Genomic DNA, 18,828 nt, shown 5'->3' with positions numbered 1-18,828 from the left:
CCGGTGCCACTCGTCTACTTCGACGCCAGCGCCTTCGTCAAACTTCTCACCACCGAGACAGGAAGCTGGCTGGCGTCCGCGCTATGGGACGGCTGCGACGCCGCATTGTCCAGCCGCCTGGCCTACCCCGAAGTCCGCGCCGCACTCGCCGCAGCAGCCCGCAATCACGACCTAACCGAATCCGAGCTCGCCGACGCCGAGCGTGACTGGGAGGACTTCTGGGCCGCCACCCGCCCGGTCGAACTCACCGCCACCGTTGAACAGCACGCCGGCCGCCTCGCCCGAGCCCATGCCTTACGCGGAGCCGACGCAGTACATCTGGCCAGCGCGTCGGCTGTCGGTGACCCCGGCCTGATCGTCGCCGTCTGGGACCGACGCCTGCACACCGGAGCCCAAGCCGCCGGGTGCCGAGTCGCCCCCGCCCAACTCGACCCCTAATCCGACCGCCCGACATTAGAGTGGGCCGACCCCAGCACGGACGACGATCAGGTACCGATTCGCCAGGTCTCAACCCGTGTCGTAGGTGGGCAAGTCCCCCTCGGACACAATTTCTTAGCTGCACGGATAGCATATCCGCTCTGAGCTCGGTCGAAGCTAATTTCCAGTATTTGCTGATGCCAAGTTGGCATCGCGTCGATGTCCTAATTCTGCCCGACGGTGGGAACGGAGAACATCCCATTGCGGTGCCATACCGCGGCAGTCGTCCTGTGCTCGCTCCGCACGAGCACCACGGTGGCACCCCTGTGCAAAGATGCCCGCTCTGCGTGGCTACGCCTATAGTATTGGATGCTATAGTTTCAAGATGGGTCCCCGTGACGTCCTTCGCCATGTCATGGCTGCAACCGGGATGAGCCAATCGCAGCTCGCGCGAATCAGTGGTGTCCGACAGCCCAGCATCAGCCAGTTTCTAAGCGGCACAATCGATTTCAGCGATGACCAGATCGACCGACTGCTGTCGTGCATGGGCTATCGACTCGAAGTCAGCCGCCAGGCCGTAAACGCGAACCTAACGCGTTCCGAGCGCCGCTCTTGGAGCATGCACCGGCAATTGGCGACGCACCTGAATGCCACATCCTTAACTGCCTGGCAGCCAACGATCTTTGCCAACATAGCCCGCCTACGCGCTGGTGTACGTGGCCAACCGCATCTCGCCAACCTCGACCACTGGCAGCATCTCGTCAGTACCAAGGATGTCCCCGCGCTGCGCCGCATCCTGACCGGCGTCGACCGCCATTCGATCGAAATGCGCGAGGTCACACCGATGGGCGGGATCCTCACTGACGAAGAGCGCCGGCAAGCACTCCGAAACGCTGTGTGATGCGCCGCGACCAACTGGAACACGCAATCCGTACCGCCTGCCAGATCACCGCCCAAACCGAAGTCATCGTGATTGGCTCTCAGGCCATCCTTGGCACCTACCCCGAATACGAGTTGCCGCACCTTGCGACCCGCTCAATGGAAGTCGACATCCTACCCATCACCGACGACAACAACACCACCATTGAACTTGCCGACCTCATCGTCGGGGTTGCCGGCGAACTCTCACCATTCGAACAAACGCACGGATTCAGCATCGATGGTGTCGACCTCACCACCGCTGCCCTACCCGAGGGCTGGAGAGACCGCCTCGTCAAAGTTCAGAACGCCAACACCGCCGCCCCCTCCGGTGATCCCCAATTCATCGGCTGGTGCCTGGACAAAGAAGACCTCTGCGTCGCCAAACTCTGCGCATTCCGTCCCAAGGACCAGAACTTCGTTCAGGCACTCATCCAAGAGCACCTTGTAGACCCCGTCGTGATCACTGACCGATTAGGCACCGTCAACGCCCGCTACACCACAGCTATCGAGACGGCCACCCGCTGGCTGGCGTACCAAATCGACAACGGGCCATCATGAACATCGACGTCCCGCCCGAAATGTATGGCAACGATCCGGCCGGATTCATCGACCACCTCGGCCTCGTCGTCTTGCGACGCCCCATCGGCTCTGACACGGTGTGGGAAGTTTCCGCCAAGCACACCGACCTCGTCTCCGCGCAGACCTTGCATGGCCCCGCCCTCAAACGCAGCAGGTTCGATGTCTCGCCAGCACCTACCCCCGACGTACCAGGAGGCATGCCACCGAAACTGTCCGACACCTTCGACAAGATCACCCAAGCCCTCGACGAAAACCCCGCGCTGGCGGCCCGCCTTGACCGCATCATCACCACGCTGATCGCCGTCCCCGACCACCAAGTCCCTGCCGCCATCGAATGGGGCAGCGCTGCGCTCTCCCGCATACCCCTAGAACGGGCTGACGGCGCCACTGAGCCATTGTTCCCGCGCCTCTCCGTCCACGACGTCCGGATCGACCCTCTCGCCTACCGCTGGTCCAAACTCCCCCAGGTGCTCCTACGCCTCAGACACACCACCGCAGCCGAACTGGTCGAGGAGTCCAAACAAAACCCCGAGAAGGCGACGTTCCAGTCGTCGGGAGCGCTGTTAGAAGGCACTGTTTTCGGAGGCCTCTATTTTGCTCCCTTACTCGGCAGTCAGAGTCCATCGATGTGGGGAATAGGCGTACCACGAGTCGGACAGGTCATCGTCTACACTTTCGGCCGCCTGATTAACGGAAGAGGATTCGGAGCAAGCCGCGACCCGCTCGACTGCCTCCGGGTGCTTATCCACCACTCCCCCACCCACGACTTCGCGAACACAATCGCCGACGCGTCGGACATGCACAGGGCGATCTTCTCTGAGACCGTTGACTGGTGGGCCTCACGTGTCGACAAGACAATAAACGACATCTTTTCTCCCACAACGTATCTCGACGCTAAGAACACCTACGTCCCCGAGGCCCACCAACGCTGGATGCTGAACCTTGAACAATTGATTACCCGCATCGGGGCGATCCTCAGCCATCCCCGCGACCGGTCAGCACAACTCATGCTCATGTTCCCAGCCATGGACCTTCTAGCCGACAGCTTTACTGGCGCCAACGGCATCGGCCAACTCATGACACCGACGCGACTCGCGAAGCGCATCAAGGCAATTGAAGAACACGTACCCACCCGGATCAAACCACTCGTCATGGCGCCGGCCTATCGCGCACTCACAGCAGCGCAGCAGGTCTCCGACGAGTTCTTCGCCCCCAGCTCCAACCCCGACGCCACAACGGAGTCGCGACTGATTCACCTATGGAACGCCCGCCGCAACACCACCCACGGATTCAACGAAAACGCCGAGATCCTCGCCGAACACACCGGCCGCCTGCCGGCAGACATCGTGTTCGTGCCCATGGTGTATCTCCTCGACATCCTGACCGACCGCGAACGATTGCTCCAGCGCATCGCCCGCGGCTGCCGCACTGCCCACCCCGGCCGCACAAGCTGACTGCGGCAGGCGCTTCCGTTGGTGAGCAACCCTGGGACAACAGCGCTGGCTGACGCTATCGACAGCCCGACGATGCGGCGAACTTCGCCTGCTCTAAGCGTCGCCTTGGAGCGCTTTGATGAGGCGCGACAGCGCTACGGCTGGGTAGTTGCTCATCGGGCGGCGAGGGCGGTCAGGTCTAGGAAGGTCTGCGGCTGCATCGGCATCTCGTTGGTGCACACTTCACGCCACTTGGCGATCAGGCGGACGAAGCCTTTCAGCGAGCGGTGCTCGCAGACACCTTCGAATATCTGCAGCTCCTGGCAGATCAGGACGGCTGGGGTCCACTCGTCGAAGAAAGCGCACCTGAAGGTGGATCGCACCAGTGTGTTGACCTTATAGCCGTCCCGTCACGACGAGGATTGTGTCGCACCCCCATGGAATGATCCGCATTCATGAGCCAATGGACTGTGACACATCTCGAGCCGAACGATCGTCGCAACCCTGCGGCGGGGTATATCACCGTCGCCGTGGATCAGTCATCGGAGGCCGCTGCGCGTCAGGTCTTCGCTGAAACGGTTCGTGTGGCGGAAATGCTGGAGTATGCGACGGTCCAATTACGTTGCGATGGTGTGATTGTCGAGCGCTGGCCAGTAGTCACGGGTGATGATCCAGACCTCAGCGACCTCCGACGCGCCGCCGCCTTGATCTCCCACCGCGGAACGAACCATTCCGACGGCCTGCACTGGTCGCTTACTGAAGCGGCGGAATCCGGGCGGCTGGCGCAGTTGCTACGGGCAGTCGACTTCGCTTATCGAGTCGTAATCCAGTATTTCGCTCTAGACGTTCAAACGATCGACAGCCAGATCCACCGGTTCAGCACTGCGCCGGCGGCGGACAGTTTTGATGTCTACAACCGGTATGCAGCACAGGCGATCGAAGCCATGCGCGCTGAAGATCGCGCCAGACTCAACAAACGTCTTCGACGCCGTGAATCGTGAGTCAGCTGGCCCGCGGTTGGTGGGGGCCGTCTGCGATGTCTATGCCGGGCTCCTGTCTGTGCTGTCGACTGCGGAAGGGCGCGAGTTTCTGTCAACCTGGACGGCACGCATCGCCGGACTAGAGGATCAATCCAACTGAAGACCGCCGTCATCCGGCCACGAAAGATGCACTGCACCGGGTCGTCGTCGACAGGGCCGATAATCCTCGGCTCCGTCAAGCGCACATTCATCCCGGGACGGAGATAGGCAGCGGGCGATGGTGGTTGTGTCCGGAGTCAGTGGAGTTGGCGGTTATCGCATTCAACCTGGCGGCTGGCGGATTGCCCGCTGATTCTCGACGAAACTGGCGATCGCGGGCACCCCGTCGTCGGCCAGCGATCTCCGTTAATCGCCACATCGCCCGACGCGCCCGTGGCTGGGCGATGTTCAGATCCAGAGATCTTGTTCGACTTTTTCGACGGAACTGCGCTCGCAGAGCCGGGGTTTCACACGCTGGTGCCTCACCACATTCCGACCGCTCCGCCGTTGGTCTCGCCCGCGGGAGTCCCCAGGCCGACGCTCCTGCGCGGGGTCGGGAATATGCTCGACCGCTGTGGGTCTCAACCTAGACACGAGTGTGTCATTTCGACGCAGCCACCGCTTCGGCGAACTCGTCGAAGCGATTTATCACGCCACCTCGACCACCACGCCCGAGACCCATTGGGTGGAGTGGAAAAGCACCCTGGATTTCTCCAAGGCCAAGGACAAGGTCAGCGCGGCCAAAGCGATCATCGCTTTGGCCAATCGCGACCCGGCGAACGCGGCCCGCGAGTGCGAGGGCGAAGGGTACCTCGTCGTGGGCGTTTCGCCTGACGGCGTGCTCGGCGCCGTCGCGGTGCACGACGCGGCGGACCTCGCCGGGATGCTGCGAACCTACGTCGACGGACCACACTGGGACGTCGACTATGTCGAGTTCCACGGGCAACTCGTCCTGATCATCACGGTCGCACCACCGCAGCCCGGCCACCGGATCCACTCCCTGGTCAAGGACTACGAGAGCTACAAGTCCGGAACTGTTTTCCGCCGCGGCATCTCCGGCTCCGAGCCGGCAACCCATCGAGAGCTCAACGAACTGCAGAACCGGCTCCTGCAGGACCCTCCGGTCTCTGACAGTGACGCGTTCGACGAGGCGATCGGTAACGGCAACTACCGGTTGGCCGGCCGCCTGATGCGCAGCGCCGCCCGCGGTGTGATCGACGCGTGCAGCAACCCTGAACAGTTCCCACCCGGCTTCGCCAGTCGAGTGCCGACGAAGCAGATCACCCAATACGTCGAGATCGCTGATGGCTACTGCGAGACCGCGGCGCCTTTGCTTCCTCTCGTCATCGAGGGTTGTCGGGTCGAAAGCACTACGCTTGAAGTCGAATATCGACAGGTCATCACCGCGCTCGCCGAGCCGAGACCGCTTGCCCAAGAGAGTGGTTCGCTCATCACGGCTGTCCGAAACCAACAGCTGGAGGCGTTGGCATTGCTGCCAGCGACGCTCACGATCTACGCCGGCACAATCGCGGCAATTGAACACGAGAACTATGGCGCCGTCCGCGCTCTGACCGTCGATTGGTCCCTTTTTACGAACCGCAAGGTGGCGGTCCTCGATAAGGCTGGCCCCTGGGAGATAGTCGGCCGCGAGCGGCATCTCGGACTTGCCCTGCGTGCCGCCCAGACAGGTGTACTCACCGAGCAGCTGCTGGACGCCCTCGCAGCGGGTCGACTTCCGCGCCGACCGGTCTACCCGGTCTCGGCTTTCTTGTTCGATGCGCTGCGGTCGTACTTTCCCGACCACACCGATTCTCAGTACATCAGGCTGTTCGATGCCAGCGAGCTACTTTTTGCCCTTCTAGTCACCGATCTCGCGGCTCAACGTAGCCCAGGCCTCCTCGACCAGCCCTGGCTGGGGCTGTTCGTCGCGCACGCGGCCGAGTGCTACCCCTTCGAGGAGACCGAAGTCGCGCACACGTTGGTGGATGCTCGAAACGCGGGCGACCAGTGGCCAGCCGTAGAAGCCGGTCTGTTCGGGGGATCAAAGAAACGGCTACAGGAAGCCGTCGACACCGTATGGACGGCCACCGTCGCGCAGCTGCGCCGCGGACCTTTCTGACCACCCAGTCGCGACGATGCCTTTGATGGACACTGACGGCCCCGTGCCGGCTCTTCTTCTTGGCGAACGGCGTCTGCCTACGGCACGGTGAAGACCGCTGAATTACCTATCCGCCGCCTCGGCGGTCGCGTGTACATCGTTACTGCCTGCCCTCGCAAACTCGGCGCCGCGTGATGGTTCGAGCGCACGAATACCGAACTCGGCCACCTCTGCAACCCCACCGGACATCGCTCCGTTGCGTCCACTGCACCCCAGACGCCTGACGCCGTAAACTCACTGGTCAGAGACGCAGTTGAAAGGTCTCAACCCGTGTCGTAAGTGGCCAAGTCCCCCCTCGGACACACGACTGAGCCGAATGGAATGAATGCTCGCATTCATTCCTGAGGCGATGGAGTGTGTTGAGCGGCGAAGCCGCGATCACACCCGAGCCGATGGACCATGTTGAGCGGCGAAGCCGCGATCACACCCGAGCCGATGGACCATGTTGAGCGGCGAAGCCGCGATCACACCGATACTGCGCCGCCGGCCAAATCCAATCGCCTTCCCGCGCAACCGTATTGCGCTTGCGCCGGCCGTCCCACCGGGCATGCACCGCCGAAGTGAGCTTTCCCACGTAGGCTGGTATACGACCAATGAATCGACCGAACGGCTTTCTCCGGCGAACGGCGACGCGCAACTTCCGTGACCGCCGCGAGGCCGGTCGCGCGCTGGCCGAGGAACTGACGTCCTACCGTGGGCGCGACGTGCTGGTGTTCGGGCTGGCGCGCGGCGGCGTGCCGGTGGCCTGGGAGATCGCCGCGGCCCTGGGCGCCCCCTTGGACGTGTTCCTGGTGCGCAAGCTCGGGGTGCCGAACTGGTCGGAGCTGGCGATGGGCGCCTTGGCCAGCGGTGGCGGCCTGGTGATGAACGACGACGTCGTGGCCAGCTTGCGCGTCACCGATGAGCAGGTGCGCGAGGTGATCGACAGCGAGACCACCGAACTGCTCCGGCGCGAGCACGCCTACCGGGGCGGCCGGCCGATCGCCGACCCGCGCGACCGGGTCGTGATCCTGGCCGACGACGGGATCGCCACCGGCGCCAGCATGTTGGCCGCCGTGCGAGCGGTGCGCGCCGCGGGACCGGAATCAATCACCGTCGCGGTCCCGGTGGGGCCGGAGTCCGCCTGCCGCGACCTGGCGCGGGAGGCCGATGACGTGGTGTGCGCGACGATGCCGCCCGGATTCGAAGCGGTCGGGCAGGTCTACGACGATTTTCATCAGGTCAGCGACGACGAGGTGCGCGAACTGCTCGCCACCCCGACGGCCTGAGCGTTACTTGGCGGACTCGTCGCCGCGGCCCTCGGCCGCGACGCTGGATTCCTCCGTCGCCTCGGTCCCGTCGGTGACCGCCTCCGCTTCGCCCTCGGCGGCAGCCTCCTCGGGATAGTCCACGTAGTCGTCCTCGTCGGGACGGGCCTCACCCGCATCCTGGGCCTCGGCCCCACCGGGCTCGCGGTGCTGGCGCTCGCGCAAGGCGTCAAGGATCAACAGGACCACACCCACCACGCTGGCGGCGATGCACAGCCAGGCGACCAGCTCGTTGCTCGTGACGACGGCGAACACCAACGCGACGAGCCCGATCAGGGCCAATACCAGCGCAATGACGAGCATCGGGCATCCTCCAGGCGACGAGCGGACTGCGGTGTTCAGGACCTAGTGTGCCAACCCCGAAGCTCGGCGAGCGTCCGGCACAGCTGAAAAGGCTAGTTGTTGCCCCGGTTGAATTGGTCGAACCCGCCGGCATCGGCGCTGGAGTCCACGGGGGCCGCCGACCCACGCTGGCCGAGTTCCTCGAGCTGAGACTCCAGGTAGGTCTTGAGCCGGGTCCGGTATTCGCGCTCGAAGGTGCGGAGCTGTTCGAGTCGACCCTCCAGGACCGTGCGCTGCTGGTTGATGGTGCCCATGATCTCGGAATGCTTGCGCTCGGCGTCGGCCTGCAGGGCGTCGGCCTTCTCCTGGGCCTGGCGCAACTGGGTCTCCGAGCGGGTCTGCGCGTCCGCCAACATCGCGTCGGCGCGCTGCCGGGCCTCGGCGACCGTGGTCTCGGCGGTGCTGCGGGCCTCGCTGAGAATCTGGTCGGCGTTGGCGCGGGCGTCGGACAGCATCTTCTCCGACTCGGCCTGCGCGGTGCTGGTGAGCCGGTCGGCGGTGTCCTGGGCCAGGCTCAGCACCCGAGCGGCCTTCATGGCCTGTTCCTCGTTGTTGACCGCGGCGGCCGGCGCAGCCGCGGCCTTGACGGGCTCGGGCTCGGGCTCGCGGACCGGAATGGCCTGCGTGGGCGCGGCGGCCGCGGCCGGGGCGGCGGCCCCGCCGCCGGAGGCCAGCTCCTGGTCGAGCTCTTCAATCCGTTGGCGCAGATCGCTGTTCTCTTCGATGAGTCGCGTCAGCTCGGCTTCCACCAGATCGAGGAAGGCATCCACCTCGTCTTCGTTGTAGCCCCGCTTGCCGATCGGTGGCTTACTGAACGCCACATTGTGGACGTCGGCTGGTGTAAGCGGCATTGTTTCGTCCCCTCAAGTTCCTGTCGAACGTTCTGGAAAGTGTAGAACGCAGTGGTAGCCGTGGTGCAACTGCCGTCCATCCTGTCACACCAGGCGCGACGGTTGCTGATTAGCCCAATAAATAAGAGCCAATTTCAAACATTGAGGCCAATAAAATCCGAAACCTTAGAAATTTTAAATCGCGGGAACCAAACCGACGCTAAAACGTGTCCGAACCGTCTCCGGGGCGGCGCGGGGGCCTCAGGCGGCGGGCCGGAACGGGGTCACGCCGCGGCGCCGAACGCCAGCTGCATCCCGATGAACGCGACCAGCAACAGCACCATGATCGACAGGTCGAAGCGGACCGCTCCGATGGTGAGTTGGGGGATCAGCCGGCGCAGCAGTTTCACCGGCGGATCGGTGATCGACATGATGATCTCCAGCACCACCACGGTGATCCCGGTGGGATGCCAGTCCCGGCTGAACGAGCGGATGAACTCAACGACGACCCGAGCGATGAGCAGCAGCCAGAAGATGAACAGCGCAAACCCAAGGATCTGAAAGAACAACACCAACTGAAGTGCCCCGACCTTATCGATGAGATGCCAAGCGCCGCGGACGTGCGCGGCGCCTGCCAGCCTACCGACTCCGGGTCAGCGGCCCCACCTCACGTGGTCTCGGCAGTCGTTCAACCGTTCGAGGGTGCGGTCAGCTCTCGCTGCCGAGCGCGGCGGGTGCGCCTATTGGTAAGCGTAGAAACCGGTTTCGGCGATCCGGCGACGCTCCTCCGGGGACACGTCGACGTCGGCGGGCGACAGCAGGAACACCTTGGTCGCCACCTTGTCGAAGGAACCGCGCAGCGCGAAGGCCAGGCCGGCCGCGAAGTCGACGAGCCGCTTTGCGTCGGCGTTGTCCATCGACACCAGGTCCATGATGACCGGGGTGCCGTCGCGGAAGCGCTCGCCGATGGTGCGGGCCTCGCTGTAGTCCTTGGGCCGCAGCGTGGTGATCTTCGACAGCGGGTGGCCCTCTTCGAACATCATCGCCATCCGGCGGGGGTCCATCGCCAGCGCGCCGCGGGTGGAGTTGCGCAACCACGAGCCGAAGCGCGGCCCGCCCCGCTCGGCCCGGTCGAATTCGCGGGGGTGCACGGAGCCGTAGCGGGGTTCGTCGGCGTAGCCGCCGCGGTAGCCGGCCGGCGGCGGGTAGTCGGCGGGCTCGCGACGGGGGTCCTCGTAGTCGTCGCCGTCGTAGCGGCCGTAGCCGTCATCAAACCGGGGGCGCGGGAAACCGCGGGACGGCGCGCGGTCGTCGTAATACTCGTCCTCGTAGTCGTCCATTGGGGCCATACCGAAATAGGCCTTGACTTTGTGCAGTGTGCTCATTGCGTTGACCCTTCTAGCCCCTGGGATTCCTGGTGTTAGTGATAAAGCTGTTACTGCAGTGACTACTTACGGTGACGGTAACCTCCGACGGCCCAATAGGGCGGTACCGACACGCACACATGTCGATCCGTGTTTGACCGCGATTTCGAAGTCGTTGGACATGCCGGCGGAGAGCCCGACCGCGTTCCGGTGCGACTCCAGGACCCGCCGATGTTCCGATTGCAGCCGGTCAAAGGCCTCGTCGGGATCGGAGTCCAGCGGCGGGATGGCCATCAACCCGGCCAGGTCGAGATTGGACGCCTCCTCGACCTGGGCGCACATCTGGTCGACGGCCCCCGGCCGGGAAATGTCCACACCGCCGCGGGACTCGTCGCCGTCGAGGCTGACCTGGACGTAGATCCGCATCGGGTCGGTGCGGCGCCCTTCGGCCAGCGCCGCCGCCACCCCCCGGTCGAGGGCGGTCACCAGCTGGGTGCTGTCGACCGAGTGCGCGGTGTGGGCCCAACCGGCCACCGACCGAGCCTTGTTCCGTTGGATATGACCGACCATGTGCCAGCGCGGATTTCCCACGTTCGCCCGTTCGGGAGCCGCCAGGAGCCGAGTGACTTCGGCCACTTTTGCGGTCGCTTCCTGGTCCCGCGATTCGCCGACGGCCCGGCACCCCAATCGGGACAAAGTCACGACGTCGATTGCTGGAAAATATTTGGTAATCGGCAAAACCTCGATTTCCGCGGCATTGCGGCCCGCGGCTTGTGCCGCCGCGGCAAGGCGGGAGCGCACCGCCGCCAATGCGTGGGTCAATTCCGATTCGCGGTCTCCCCCATTGGACATGTCCACCGCCATCGCGGTCACTCCATCCAGACCAGCGAGGCCAGCCGGCCGGTGGGCGCATCCCGGCGATGACTGAACAACGTCGGGTCGGCGACCGTGCACCGGGGATCGATATCGATCGCGGTGACGCCCAAACCCTTGAGCTGGCAAGCGATTCCGGCCCGCAGGTCGAGCCCGGGGGTTCCGGCACCGGTGACGGTGCGACTGCCCGGCAGCGCAGCTTCGACCTCGCCGGCCATCGCCTCCGGCACCTCGTAGTTGTGGCCGCTGACCGCCGGACCCAGCAGGGCCGAGATGTCGTCGGGCTGCGCCCCCAGCTCGAGCATCGCCTCCACCGTGCGCGCCACCACGCCGCGCTGGGCACCGACCCGGCCGGCGTGCACCGCCGCGGCCACCCCGGCGCGCGCATCGGCCATCAACACCGGAACGCAGTCGGCGGTCACCACCGCCAGCGCCAGTCGCGCCGTGCGGGTCACCAGCGCGTCGGTGTCCTCCACGGCGGCCTCGCGCGGCCCGTCCACCACCTCGACCCGATCGCCGTGGACCTGGTTCATCCACACCACGCGGCCGGGGCGCAGACCGACGGCGGCGGCCAACCGGGCCCGGTTCTCGGCGACCGCGGCCGGGTCATCGCCGACGTGGTCGCCCAGATTGAAGGTGTCGAAGGGCGGCTTGGAGACACCACCGGCGCGGGTGGTGGTCACCCGTCGGACGCGAACGCTCACGTGATCAGTATCCGGAAGTTGTTGCCTGCCAGGCTGCATCGACGTAGGGCCACTATCTTTCGAGGCCGGTTCGTCGCGCAGTGGCAAGCAAATCGAGACCTCAGCGGCGCATGAACGGCGGCACGTCGACGTCGTCGTCATCGCCACCGATATTCAAGGTCGAACCGTTCGTGTGCACCGGCACGCTGACCGCGTCGACCGGTTCGAACAACGTCGAGGTGAGCTTGCCGGCCTTCGCCGATTCGATGCGGTGCGCGCCGACTTTCTCTTCCTTGTCGGCATTGCCGCCGATGACGGGTTTGCGGCCGGGGCCGGTGGCATCGAAGCCCGCCGCGATGACGGTGACGCGCACCTCGTCGCCCAGCGAGTCGTCGATGACGGTACCGAAGATGATGTTGGCGTCCTGGTGGGCGGCGTCCTGCACCAGCGAGGCCGCCTCGTTGATCTCGAAGAGCCCGAGGTCGCTGCCACCGGCGATCGACATCAGCACGCCCTGCGCACCCTCCATCGACGCCTCCAGCAGCGGCGAGTTGATGGCGATCTCGGCGGCCTTGAGGGAGCGGCCCTCGCCGCGCGCCGAGCCGATGCCCATCAGCGCGGTGCCGGCGCCGGACATGATGCCCTTGACGTCCGCGAAGTCGACGTTGATCAGACCCGGGGTGGTGATCAGGTCGGTGATGCCCTGGACACCGTTGAGCAGCACCTCGTCGGCGCTGCGGAAGGCGTCCATGAGCGACACCGCGGCGTCGCCCATCTGCAGCAGCCGGTCGTTGGGGATCACGATCAGGGTGTCGCAGCTCTCGCGCAGCGCCGCGATGCCGCTTTCGGCCTGGTTGCCGCGCCGCTTGCCCTCGAACGAGAACGGGCGGGTGACCACACCCACGGTGAGCGCGCCCAACTTGCGGGCGATGCTGGCGACGACGGGAGCCCCGCCGGTGCCGGTCCCGCCGCCCTCGCCGGCGGTGACGAACACCATGTCCGCCCCGCGCAGCAGCTCCTCGATCTCGTCCTTGGCGTCCTCGGCGGCCCTGCGCCCGACCTCCGGGTCGGCGCCGGCGCCCAGGCCACGGGTGGAGTCGCGCCCGACGTCGAGTTTGACGTCGGCGTCGCTCATCAACAGCGCCTGCGCGTCGGTGTTGATCGCGATGAACTCGACGCCTTTGAGGCCCTGTTCGATCATTCGGTTGACGGCGTTGACGCCGCCGCCACCGATACCCACGACCTTGATCACGGCCAGGTAGTTGTGCGGGGGGGTCATCATTCGTCTTCCTCCCTGATGGGCTCGGCTCTCCCGGTGGTGGGCTCCTCCGGACGGTGGCGGTCCCCCTGGCAAACCCTCAACCTCAACCATAGGGTTAGAGTTATGTCAAGTAGTTCCGCGCAACCAGAACGGTATGGGCATGGCGCGCGCGAACCCTGCAGGCGCGCCGACGCGCGTCCCGCAAATTTTGGGCATTTTTCCGCGGCTGAGCGGGCGTGAGCGCTGTTCGGCGGCGCCGCGGCGCGAGCGACGTGACGAAGATCGCTACTTGACCGTCGGCAGGTCCGGGCTGGACACGTCGTAGGTCTTGCCGGGCTGGGTCAACAGCGCGGACAGCTTCTCGGCCTTCTCGTCGGTGCGGTCGGTGGTCCCCCAGATCACCACCCGGCCGTCGCTCAGTGTGAGCGTGATCGAGGCCACCGAGGGCGCCGCGACCCGGCCGACCTGGTCGGCGACCTCGGGACGCAGCGCGGTGAGCACCTGCAGCGCCGCCATGGTCGCCGGGTCGTTGGGCCCGGGGTCGGCGACATCGAGGTAGGGCAGCGCCGGTGGCGGCGGTCCGGTCGCAAAGTCCACGCCGTCCCGGTCGAACAGGTGTGGCCCGTCGGGAAAATCCTTGACCGCCACCGGGACTCGCTCGACGATGGTGATCCGCAGCGCGGACGGGTACTGGCGCTGCACGCGCGCGCTGGCCACTCGGCGGATCGCCGCCACCCGGTCGGCGACCTGGCTGGTGTTGATCTGCAGCAGCGGCGTTCCGAGCCGCACCTGAGCCGCATCCAGGACCTCTTCGCGGGTCACCACCCCGGTCCCGACGACGACGATGTTGCGGGCCGACATCGCCGGCGTGAAATAGAGGACCAATGCCAGGCCGATGCCGACGATCACCAGCAGGATGGTGACCAACAGCATCTTGAGCCCTCGAACAACGCCGCGCGCAACGGGTTTGGGCTCGTGGACCGGCCGCCCGGTGGCCCTGCGCTTGGCCTCCCGGCGCGCCTCTTCGATGGCCATGGCGCGGGCCTGGGCGGCGCGTCGTTCGGCGCGCTCCCGGCGGGCGCGCCGGCGCGGCCCCTCGACCTCGGCCGGATCGGGCTGTTGATCGGTTGCCGTCGGCTCGGTGCCCGTGCCGGTGACCAGCGGTTCGGTGGCGGCGTCGTCCGGGACCGGGTCGTCGGCCTGGCCGGCCCCGCCGCCCGGCGTGCCCGGGTCGAGCGGCTGGGTCATCACAGGGCTCCCGGCGCGCCGCGGTTGGCCCGCGCCCGCAGCGCCGTGACGATCTCGGGTCCCAGCAGGGTCACGTCGCCGGCCCCCATGGTGACGATGACGTCGCCGGGCCCGGCGACCGCGGCCACCTGCTCGGCGGCGGCGGAGAAGTTCGGCAGGTAGCGCACCGGGACGCTGACGTGCTCGGCGACGCTGGCACCACTGACGCCGGCCAGCGGTTGTTCGCGCGCGCCGTAGACGTCGAGGACGAAGACCTCGTCGGCGGCGTCCAGCGCGTGACCGAACTCCTCGGCGAAAGCCTTTGTCCGCGAATACAAATGGGGCTGGAACACCGCGATGCTGCGGCCGTCGCCGCTCTGCTCGAGCAGGGTTCGGACCGCCGCCAGCGTGGCGACGATCTCGGTGGGGTGATGGGCGTAGTCGTCGAACACGCGCACCGGCTGCCCGTTGCCCGCGGTGCCGACCAGTTCGAATCGGCGCCGCACCCCCTCGAAGCCCGCCAACCCGTCCAGCACCGCGTCGACGGGGGCGCCGATCTCGAGGGCCGCCAGCAGCGCGCCCATCGCGTTGAGCGCCATGTGGCGTCCGGGCACCGACAGCCGCATCACCCGCGGGCGTTGCTCGGGGTCCAGGTCGGGCGCCAGCTGGATCTGGGCGACCGCCTCGGTGCCCTGCTGCTGCCACGACAACAGGGTGGTGGCCAGGGGTTCACCGGGTAACGAGGTCCCGGATCCGTAGCGCAGCACCCGGATTCCCAGTTCGGCCGTACGTCGGGCCAGCGCCGCGGCCCCGGGGTCATCGACGCAGACCACCAGCGCCCCGCCGGGGGCCAGCCGGTCCACGAACGCGTCGAACACGTCGACGTAGGCGCCGGCGCTGCCGTAGAAGTCCAGGTGGTCGGTCTCGATGTTGGTGACGACGGCGACGTTGGGCGTGTACTCGAGTAGCGACCCGTCGCTTTCGTCGGCCTCGGCGACGAAGCAGTCGCCGCTGCCGTGGTGCGCGTTGGTCCCGGCCTCCCCCATCTCGCCGCCGACCGCGAACGACGGGTCGCGCCCGCAGTGTTGCAGCGCCACGATCAGCATCGACGTCGTCGTCGTCTTGCCGTGCGTGCCGGTGACCATCAGCGTGGTGCGCCCGTCCATCAGCTTGGCCAACACGGCGGGCCGCAGGATCACCGGGATGCCGCGCCGCCGGGCCTCGACTAGCTCGGGGTTGGTTTTCGGGATGGCTGCGTGGGTGGTGATGACGGCGGTGGCGCCGCCGGGCAACAGGTCCAGCGACGACGCGTCGTGCCCGATGTTGATCTGCGCGCCGCGGGCCCGCAGGGCATGGATGCCGCGCGACTCCTTGGCGTCGGAGCCGGAGACCAGCCCGCCGCGGTCGAGCAGGATGCGGGCGATGCCCGACATGCCGGCTCCCCCGATGCCGACCATGTGCACCCGCTGCAGCTCCGGCGGCAGCTGCTCGGTGGTCATGGCTGCCCTCCGGCCGACAAGCGGCCGAGCTGCGCCTTCCTGGCGATGTCCAGCGCCGCCTGGGCCACCTGGCGGGCCGCGTCGGGGTGTCCCACGCGCGCGGCGGCCGTCGTCATCGCCGCCAGCCGCGGCGGGTCGCCCACCAGGGCGGCCACCTCCCGGGCGACCAGCCCGGGGGTCAGGTCGGCGTCGGCGACCACCATGCCGCCGCCGGCGTTGACCACCGGTAGTGCGTTGAGCCGCTGCTCGCCGTTGCCGATCGGCAGGGGCACGTAGATCGCCGGCAGGCCCACCGCCGAGACCTCGGCGACCGTCATCGCCCCGGACCGGCAGATCACCAGGTCGGCGGCGGCGTAGGCCAGGTCCATCCGGTCGAGGTAGGGCACCGCCACGTACGGCGGGTCGCCCGGCAGTGGTTCGCGCAGGTCGAGCGTGTTCTTGGGGCCGTGCGCGTGCAGCACCGCCACGCCCGCGGCGGCCAGCCCGGCGGCCGCCCCGGCGACGGCGCGGTTCAGCGAGGCCGCCCCCTGCGAGCCGCCGAACACCAGCAGCACCCGGGCGTCGTCGGCGAAGCCGAAGTGTCGGCGCGCTTCGGCGCGCAGCGCCGCGCGGTCCAGCGAGGTGATGGCTTCGCGCACCGGCACCCCGACGACCTCGGCGCCCGGCAGGCCGCAGTCGGGCACCGCGGAGAGCACCCGCTCGGCGCTGCGGGCGCCGACCCGGTTGGCCAGCCCGGCGCTGGCGTTGGCCTCGTGGATCACCACCGGAACCCGGGATCTGCGCGGCGAGACACCACGCGCTGCGAGATAGGCCGGCAGCGCCACGTATCCGCCGAAGCCGATCACGACGTCGGCGTCGACCGACCGCAGCACGGCGCGGGTTTCCCGGACGGCCCGCCACACCCGCGAAGGCAGCCGGGCCAGGTCACCGCTGGGCTTGCGGGGCAGCGGCACCGGCGTGATCAGCTCGAGGTCGTAGCCGCGCGCGGGCACCAGCCTGGTCTCCAGCCCCCGCGCCGTGCCCAGCGCGGTGATCCGGACCTTGGGATCCAGCGCGCGCAGCGCGTCGGCGACGGCCATCGCCGGTTCGACGTGCCCGGCCGTTCCCCCGCCGGCCAGCACGACCGACAAGGGCCTAAAAGCCGACAACGCGGCACCGGCGGGCAGAGGGTCTGCCCCCCGCCCGCCGGTCGGCTCGTTGACCGTGTCGTTCACCCGTAACGCTGACCTTCCAATGCGCGTGTGCGCCGTTGCTGGCGCCGGCCGGCGGCCTGATTGGCTCCCAGGGTCGCATAGCGCTGGCCAGATCCATGATGCCCCGCCCGTGAGCGGGGGTTACCCGCAGACCGGCGGACCGGGCGGCCGGCCGCCCGCGGGGGCGCCCCGCGCAGCGGCGCCTCGCCGTTGCGGGGCGCCTTGCGCCCGGGCGACCCGGCGCCCTTGCGCGGCGCGGCGCCCGATTGCGGGCGCGACCGCTTGCGGTCGCGGAACGCCTCCAGGCGCGTGGGCGAATAGGGCTCGGGCAGCGGCAGCCGCAGCAGCCGGTTCACCTTGTCGTCGCGGCCGGCCCGCAGCGCGGCCACCGCCTCGGGTTCGTGACGGGCCGCGTTGGCCATGATCCCGATCATGAAAAGCGTTGCCGCCGTGGAGGTTCCACCGGCGGAGATGAGCGGCAGCTGGATGCCCGTCACCGGGAGGATCCCGATCACGTAGCCGATGTTGATGAACGCCTGACCCAGGACCCACATCGTCGTGGTGGCGGTCAGCAGCCGCAGGAACGGATCGGCCGACCGGCGGGCGATCCGCATCCCGGTGTAGGCGAACAGCCCGAACAGGACCAGTAACCCGAAGGCGCCGATGAAACCGAGCTCCTCGCCGATGATCGCGAAGATGAAGTCGTTGTGGGCGTTGGGCAGGTAGTTCCACTTGGCGGTGCCCTGGCCCAGGCCGTCGCCGAAGATGCCGCCGTGGGCCAGCGCGAATTTCGCCTGCCGGGCCTGGTAGCCGGTGTCCTGCGGGTCGTTCTCGGGATTGATCCAGGACCGCACCCGGTCGGACCGGTAGCCGGCCGACATCGCCAGGATCGCCCCGGCCATGAAGACCGCGAGCAGCGAGGTGGCGAAGACGCGCAGCGGCAGGCCGGCGTACCAGAGCAGGGCGAGCAGGATGATGCCCAGCGACACGGTCTGCCCGAGGTCGGGCTGCGCGACGATCAGCGCCAGCGCGATCACCGCCGCAGGCACCAGCGGGATGAGCAGTTCGCGCAGGCTGGCGCGCTCGAGTCGGCGGGCCGCCAGCATGTGCGCGCCCCAGATGGCGAAGGCGATCTTGGCCAGCTCGGAGGGCTGCATGGAGAAGCCGGCGACCACGAACCACTTGCGGGAGCCGTTGGCCAGGTTGCCGATGCCGGGAACGAGGACCAGGACCAGCAGGATCACGGTGACGACGTAGCCGGTGAAGGCGACGCGGCGGATGAACCGCACCGACATCCGCAGCGAGGTGTAGCAGGCGATGAGGCCGATCACCGTCCACAGGACCTGCTTGCCGAAGATGATCCAGGCCGACCCGTCGGCGTCGTAGGACCGCACCCCCGATGCCGAGAGCACCATGATCAGGCCGAGCGTCGTCAGCAAGCCGGCGATGGCGATGATCAGGTGAAACGAGGTCATGGGGCGGCCGAGCCAGGCACCGAACCGGGTGGGCGAACCGCCATCGCCACCGGCGGCCTTGTCCTTTTTCGCCTTGGGCGCCTTCGCGGGCTTGGCGGGCTCGTCGGCCTTGTCGCCGTCGTCCGCGGCCGCGTCGGTGACCTCGGCCGTCGCGTCCGCGTCCTCCGCCGGCCCCGGCTCGGTCGCGGTTCCGCCGGTCGCTTTGCCCCGGCCCAGCAGCCGGGTCAGTGCGTTACCCACGCCCCGC

Annotated in this window: 18 protein-coding genes and 1 pseudogene; 7 read left to right on the top strand and 12 right to left on the bottom strand. The window is 67.3% G+C overall.

Annotated elements, in window-relative coordinates:
• Positions 1-3: 3 nt before the first annotated feature.
• The 4 genes from W7S_RS10930 (at position 4) to W7S_RS10920 (ending at position 3,371) form a co-directional block, all read left to right on the top strand.
• Positions 4-438, top strand: coding sequence for a type II toxin-antitoxin system VapC family toxin (locus tag W7S_RS10930; RefSeq protein ID WP_008256169.1), 435 nt, complete (start codon positions 4-6; stop codon positions 436-438).
• Between the two features lie 364 nt (positions 439-802).
• Complete coding sequence (locus W7S_RS26105) at positions 803-1,318, top strand: helix-turn-helix transcriptional regulator (RefSeq protein ID WP_014711467.1); 516 nt, start codon at positions 803-805, stop codon at positions 1,316-1,318.
• Positions 1,318-1,896, top strand: a complete 579-nt coding sequence (locus W7S_RS10925; protein ID WP_014711466.1) for a DUF6036 family nucleotidyltransferase — start codon at positions 1,318-1,320, stop codon at positions 1,894-1,896. Before W7S_RS26105 ends, W7S_RS10925 begins: the two co-directional genes overlap by 1 nt.
• Positions 1,893-3,371, top strand: coding sequence for a hypothetical protein (locus W7S_RS10920; RefSeq protein WP_014711465.1), 1,479 nt, complete (start codon positions 1,893-1,895; stop codon positions 3,369-3,371). The genes W7S_RS10925 and W7S_RS10920 overlap by 4 nt, the downstream gene beginning before the upstream one ends.
• 152 nt (positions 3,372-3,523) lie before the next feature.
• On the opposite strand, the gene W7S_RS10915 is transcribed toward W7S_RS10920, so the two are convergent.
• Positions 3,524-3,733 carry a hypothetical protein gene (locus W7S_RS10915; protein ID WP_008256163.1) on the bottom strand — a complete coding sequence of 70 codons (210 nt, stop codon included), beginning with the start codon at positions 3,731-3,733 and terminating at the stop codon, positions 3,524-3,526.
• A 72-nt stretch (positions 3,734-3,805) separates the two neighbouring features.
• Here W7S_RS10915 and W7S_RS26100 point away from each other — a divergent pair, with 72 nt between their 5' ends.
• The 3 genes and pseudogenes from W7S_RS26100 to W7S_RS10905 all read left to right on the top strand — a co-directional run.
• Positions 3,806-4,351, top strand: a complete 546-nt coding sequence (locus W7S_RS26100; protein WP_008256161.1) for a hypothetical protein — start codon at positions 3,806-3,808, stop codon at positions 4,349-4,351.
• Positions 4,352-4,943: 592 nt separating this feature from the next.
• Complete coding sequence (locus W7S_RS10910) at positions 4,944-6,488, top strand: helix-turn-helix domain-containing protein (RefSeq protein WP_232518766.1); 1,545 nt, start codon at positions 4,944-4,946, stop codon at positions 6,486-6,488.
• A gap of 623 nt (positions 6,489-7,111) precedes the next feature.
• Positions 7,112-7,795 (top strand): annotated as a pseudogene (locus tag W7S_RS10905) (phosphoribosyltransferase); the annotation flags it as partial.
• A 3-nt stretch (positions 7,796-7,798) separates the two neighbouring features.
• Here W7S_RS10905 and W7S_RS10900 read toward each other — a convergent pair.
• From W7S_RS10900 to ftsW, 11 genes are all read right to left on the bottom strand, one after another.
• Positions 7,799-8,137, bottom strand: coding sequence for a phage holin family protein (locus W7S_RS10900; RefSeq protein WP_008256156.1), 339 nt, complete (start codon positions 8,135-8,137; stop codon positions 7,799-7,801).
• A gap of 92 nt (positions 8,138-8,229) precedes the next feature.
• Positions 8,230-9,027: a DivIVA domain-containing protein gene (locus W7S_RS10895; protein ID WP_008256153.1), complete on the bottom strand. Its 798-nt coding sequence runs from the start codon at positions 9,025-9,027 to the stop codon at positions 8,230-8,232.
• Between the two features lie 263 nt (positions 9,028-9,290).
• Complete coding sequence (locus tag W7S_RS10890) at positions 9,291-9,581, bottom strand: YggT family protein (protein WP_003878110.1); 291 nt, start codon at positions 9,579-9,581, stop codon at positions 9,291-9,293.
• A gap of 165 nt (positions 9,582-9,746) precedes the next feature.
• Positions 9,747-10,391, bottom strand: a complete 645-nt coding sequence (locus W7S_RS10885) for a cell division protein SepF (RefSeq protein ID WP_008256149.1) — start codon at positions 10,389-10,391, stop codon at positions 9,747-9,749.
• A gap of 66 nt (positions 10,392-10,457) precedes the next feature.
• On the bottom strand, positions 10,458-11,234 hold the full coding sequence (locus W7S_RS10880; RefSeq protein ID WP_008256148.1) for a YggS family pyridoxal phosphate-dependent enzyme: 777 nt from the start codon (positions 11,232-11,234) through the stop codon (positions 10,458-10,460).
• A 5-nt stretch (positions 11,235-11,239) separates the two neighbouring features.
• A complete protein-coding gene (pgeF, locus tag W7S_RS10875) occupies positions 11,240-11,947 on the bottom strand; it encodes a peptidoglycan editing factor PgeF (protein ID WP_036428813.1) in 708 nt (235 codons plus the stop codon).
• Positions 11,948-12,047: 100 nt separating this feature from the next.
• Positions 12,048-13,205 (bottom strand): cell division protein FtsZ, encoded by a 1,158-nt coding sequence (gene ftsZ, locus W7S_RS10870; RefSeq protein ID WP_008256146.1) that lies wholly within the window; start codon positions 13,203-13,205, stop codon positions 12,048-12,050.
• A 267-nt stretch (positions 13,206-13,472) separates the two neighbouring features.
• Positions 13,473-14,435, bottom strand: coding sequence for a cell division protein FtsQ/DivIB (locus W7S_RS10865; protein ID WP_008256145.1), 963 nt, complete (start codon positions 14,433-14,435; stop codon positions 13,473-13,475).
• Entirely contained in the window at positions 14,435-15,913 is a 1,479-nt protein-coding gene (gene murC / locus W7S_RS10860; protein WP_008256144.1) for a UDP-N-acetylmuramate--L-alanine ligase, read from the bottom strand. The genes W7S_RS10865 and murC overlap by 1 nt, the downstream gene beginning before the upstream one ends.
• Entirely contained in the window at positions 15,910-17,127 is a 1,218-nt protein-coding gene (gene murG, locus W7S_RS10855; protein ID WP_008256143.1) for an undecaprenyldiphospho-muramoylpentapeptide beta-N-acetylglucosaminyltransferase, read from the bottom strand. Before murG ends, murC begins: the two co-directional genes overlap by 4 nt.
• Positions 17,124-18,821, bottom strand: coding sequence for a putative lipid II flippase FtsW (ftsW, locus tag W7S_RS10850; RefSeq protein ID WP_008256142.1), 1,698 nt, complete (start codon positions 18,819-18,821; stop codon positions 17,124-17,126). The genes murG and ftsW overlap by 4 nt, the downstream gene beginning before the upstream one ends.
• Between the last annotated feature and the right edge of the window lie 7 nt (positions 18,822-18,828).

Source organism: Mycobacterium sp. MOTT36Y, from assembly GCF_000262165.1.
Taxonomy (GTDB): domain Bacteria; phylum Actinomycetota; class Actinomycetes; order Mycobacteriales; family Mycobacteriaceae; genus Mycobacterium; species Mycobacterium intracellulare.
The sequence above is the reverse complement of the archived record's forward strand: the minus strand, read 5'-3'. Positions and strand labels throughout refer to the sequence as shown.

Excerpts from the sequence above, each read along its gene's own strand:
- W7S_RS26100 (WP_008256161.1), top strand. The coding sequence starts at position 3,806 with ATGAGCCAATGGACTGTGACACATCTCGAGCCGAACGATCGTCGCAAC.
- W7S_RS10880 (WP_008256148.1), bottom strand. The coding sequence starts at position 11,234 with ATGGCGGTGGACATGTCCAATGGGGGAGACCGCGAATCGGAATTGACC.
- ftsZ (WP_008256146.1), bottom strand. The coding sequence starts at position 13,205 with ATGACCCCCCCGCACAACTACCTGGCCGTGATCAAGGTCGTGGGTATC.
- W7S_RS10900 (WP_008256156.1), bottom strand. The coding sequence starts at position 8,137 with ATGCTCGTCATTGCGCTGGTATTGGCCCTGATCGGGCTCGTCGCGTTG.
- W7S_RS10865 (WP_008256145.1), bottom strand. The coding sequence starts at position 14,435 with ATGACCCAGCCGCTCGACCCGGGCACGCCGGGCGGCGGGGCCGGCCAG.
- murC (WP_008256144.1), bottom strand. The coding sequence starts at position 15,913 with ATGACCACCGAGCAGCTGCCGCCGGAGCTGCAGCGGGTGCACATGGTC.
- W7S_RS10885 (WP_008256149.1), bottom strand. The coding sequence starts at position 10,391 with ATGAGCACACTGCACAAAGTCAAGGCCTATTTCGGTATGGCCCCAATG.
- W7S_RS10920 (WP_014711465.1), top strand. The coding sequence starts at position 1,893 with ATGAACATCGACGTCCCGCCCGAAATGTATGGCAACGATCCGGCCGGA.
- W7S_RS26105 (WP_014711467.1), top strand. The coding sequence starts at position 803 with ATGGGTCCCCGTGACGTCCTTCGCCATGTCATGGCTGCAACCGGGATG.
- W7S_RS10925 (WP_014711466.1), top strand. The coding sequence starts at position 1,318 with ATGCGCCGCGACCAACTGGAACACGCAATCCGTACCGCCTGCCAGATC.
- W7S_RS10895 (WP_008256153.1), bottom strand. The coding sequence starts at position 9,027 with ATGCCGCTTACACCAGCCGACGTCCACAATGTGGCGTTCAGTAAGCCA.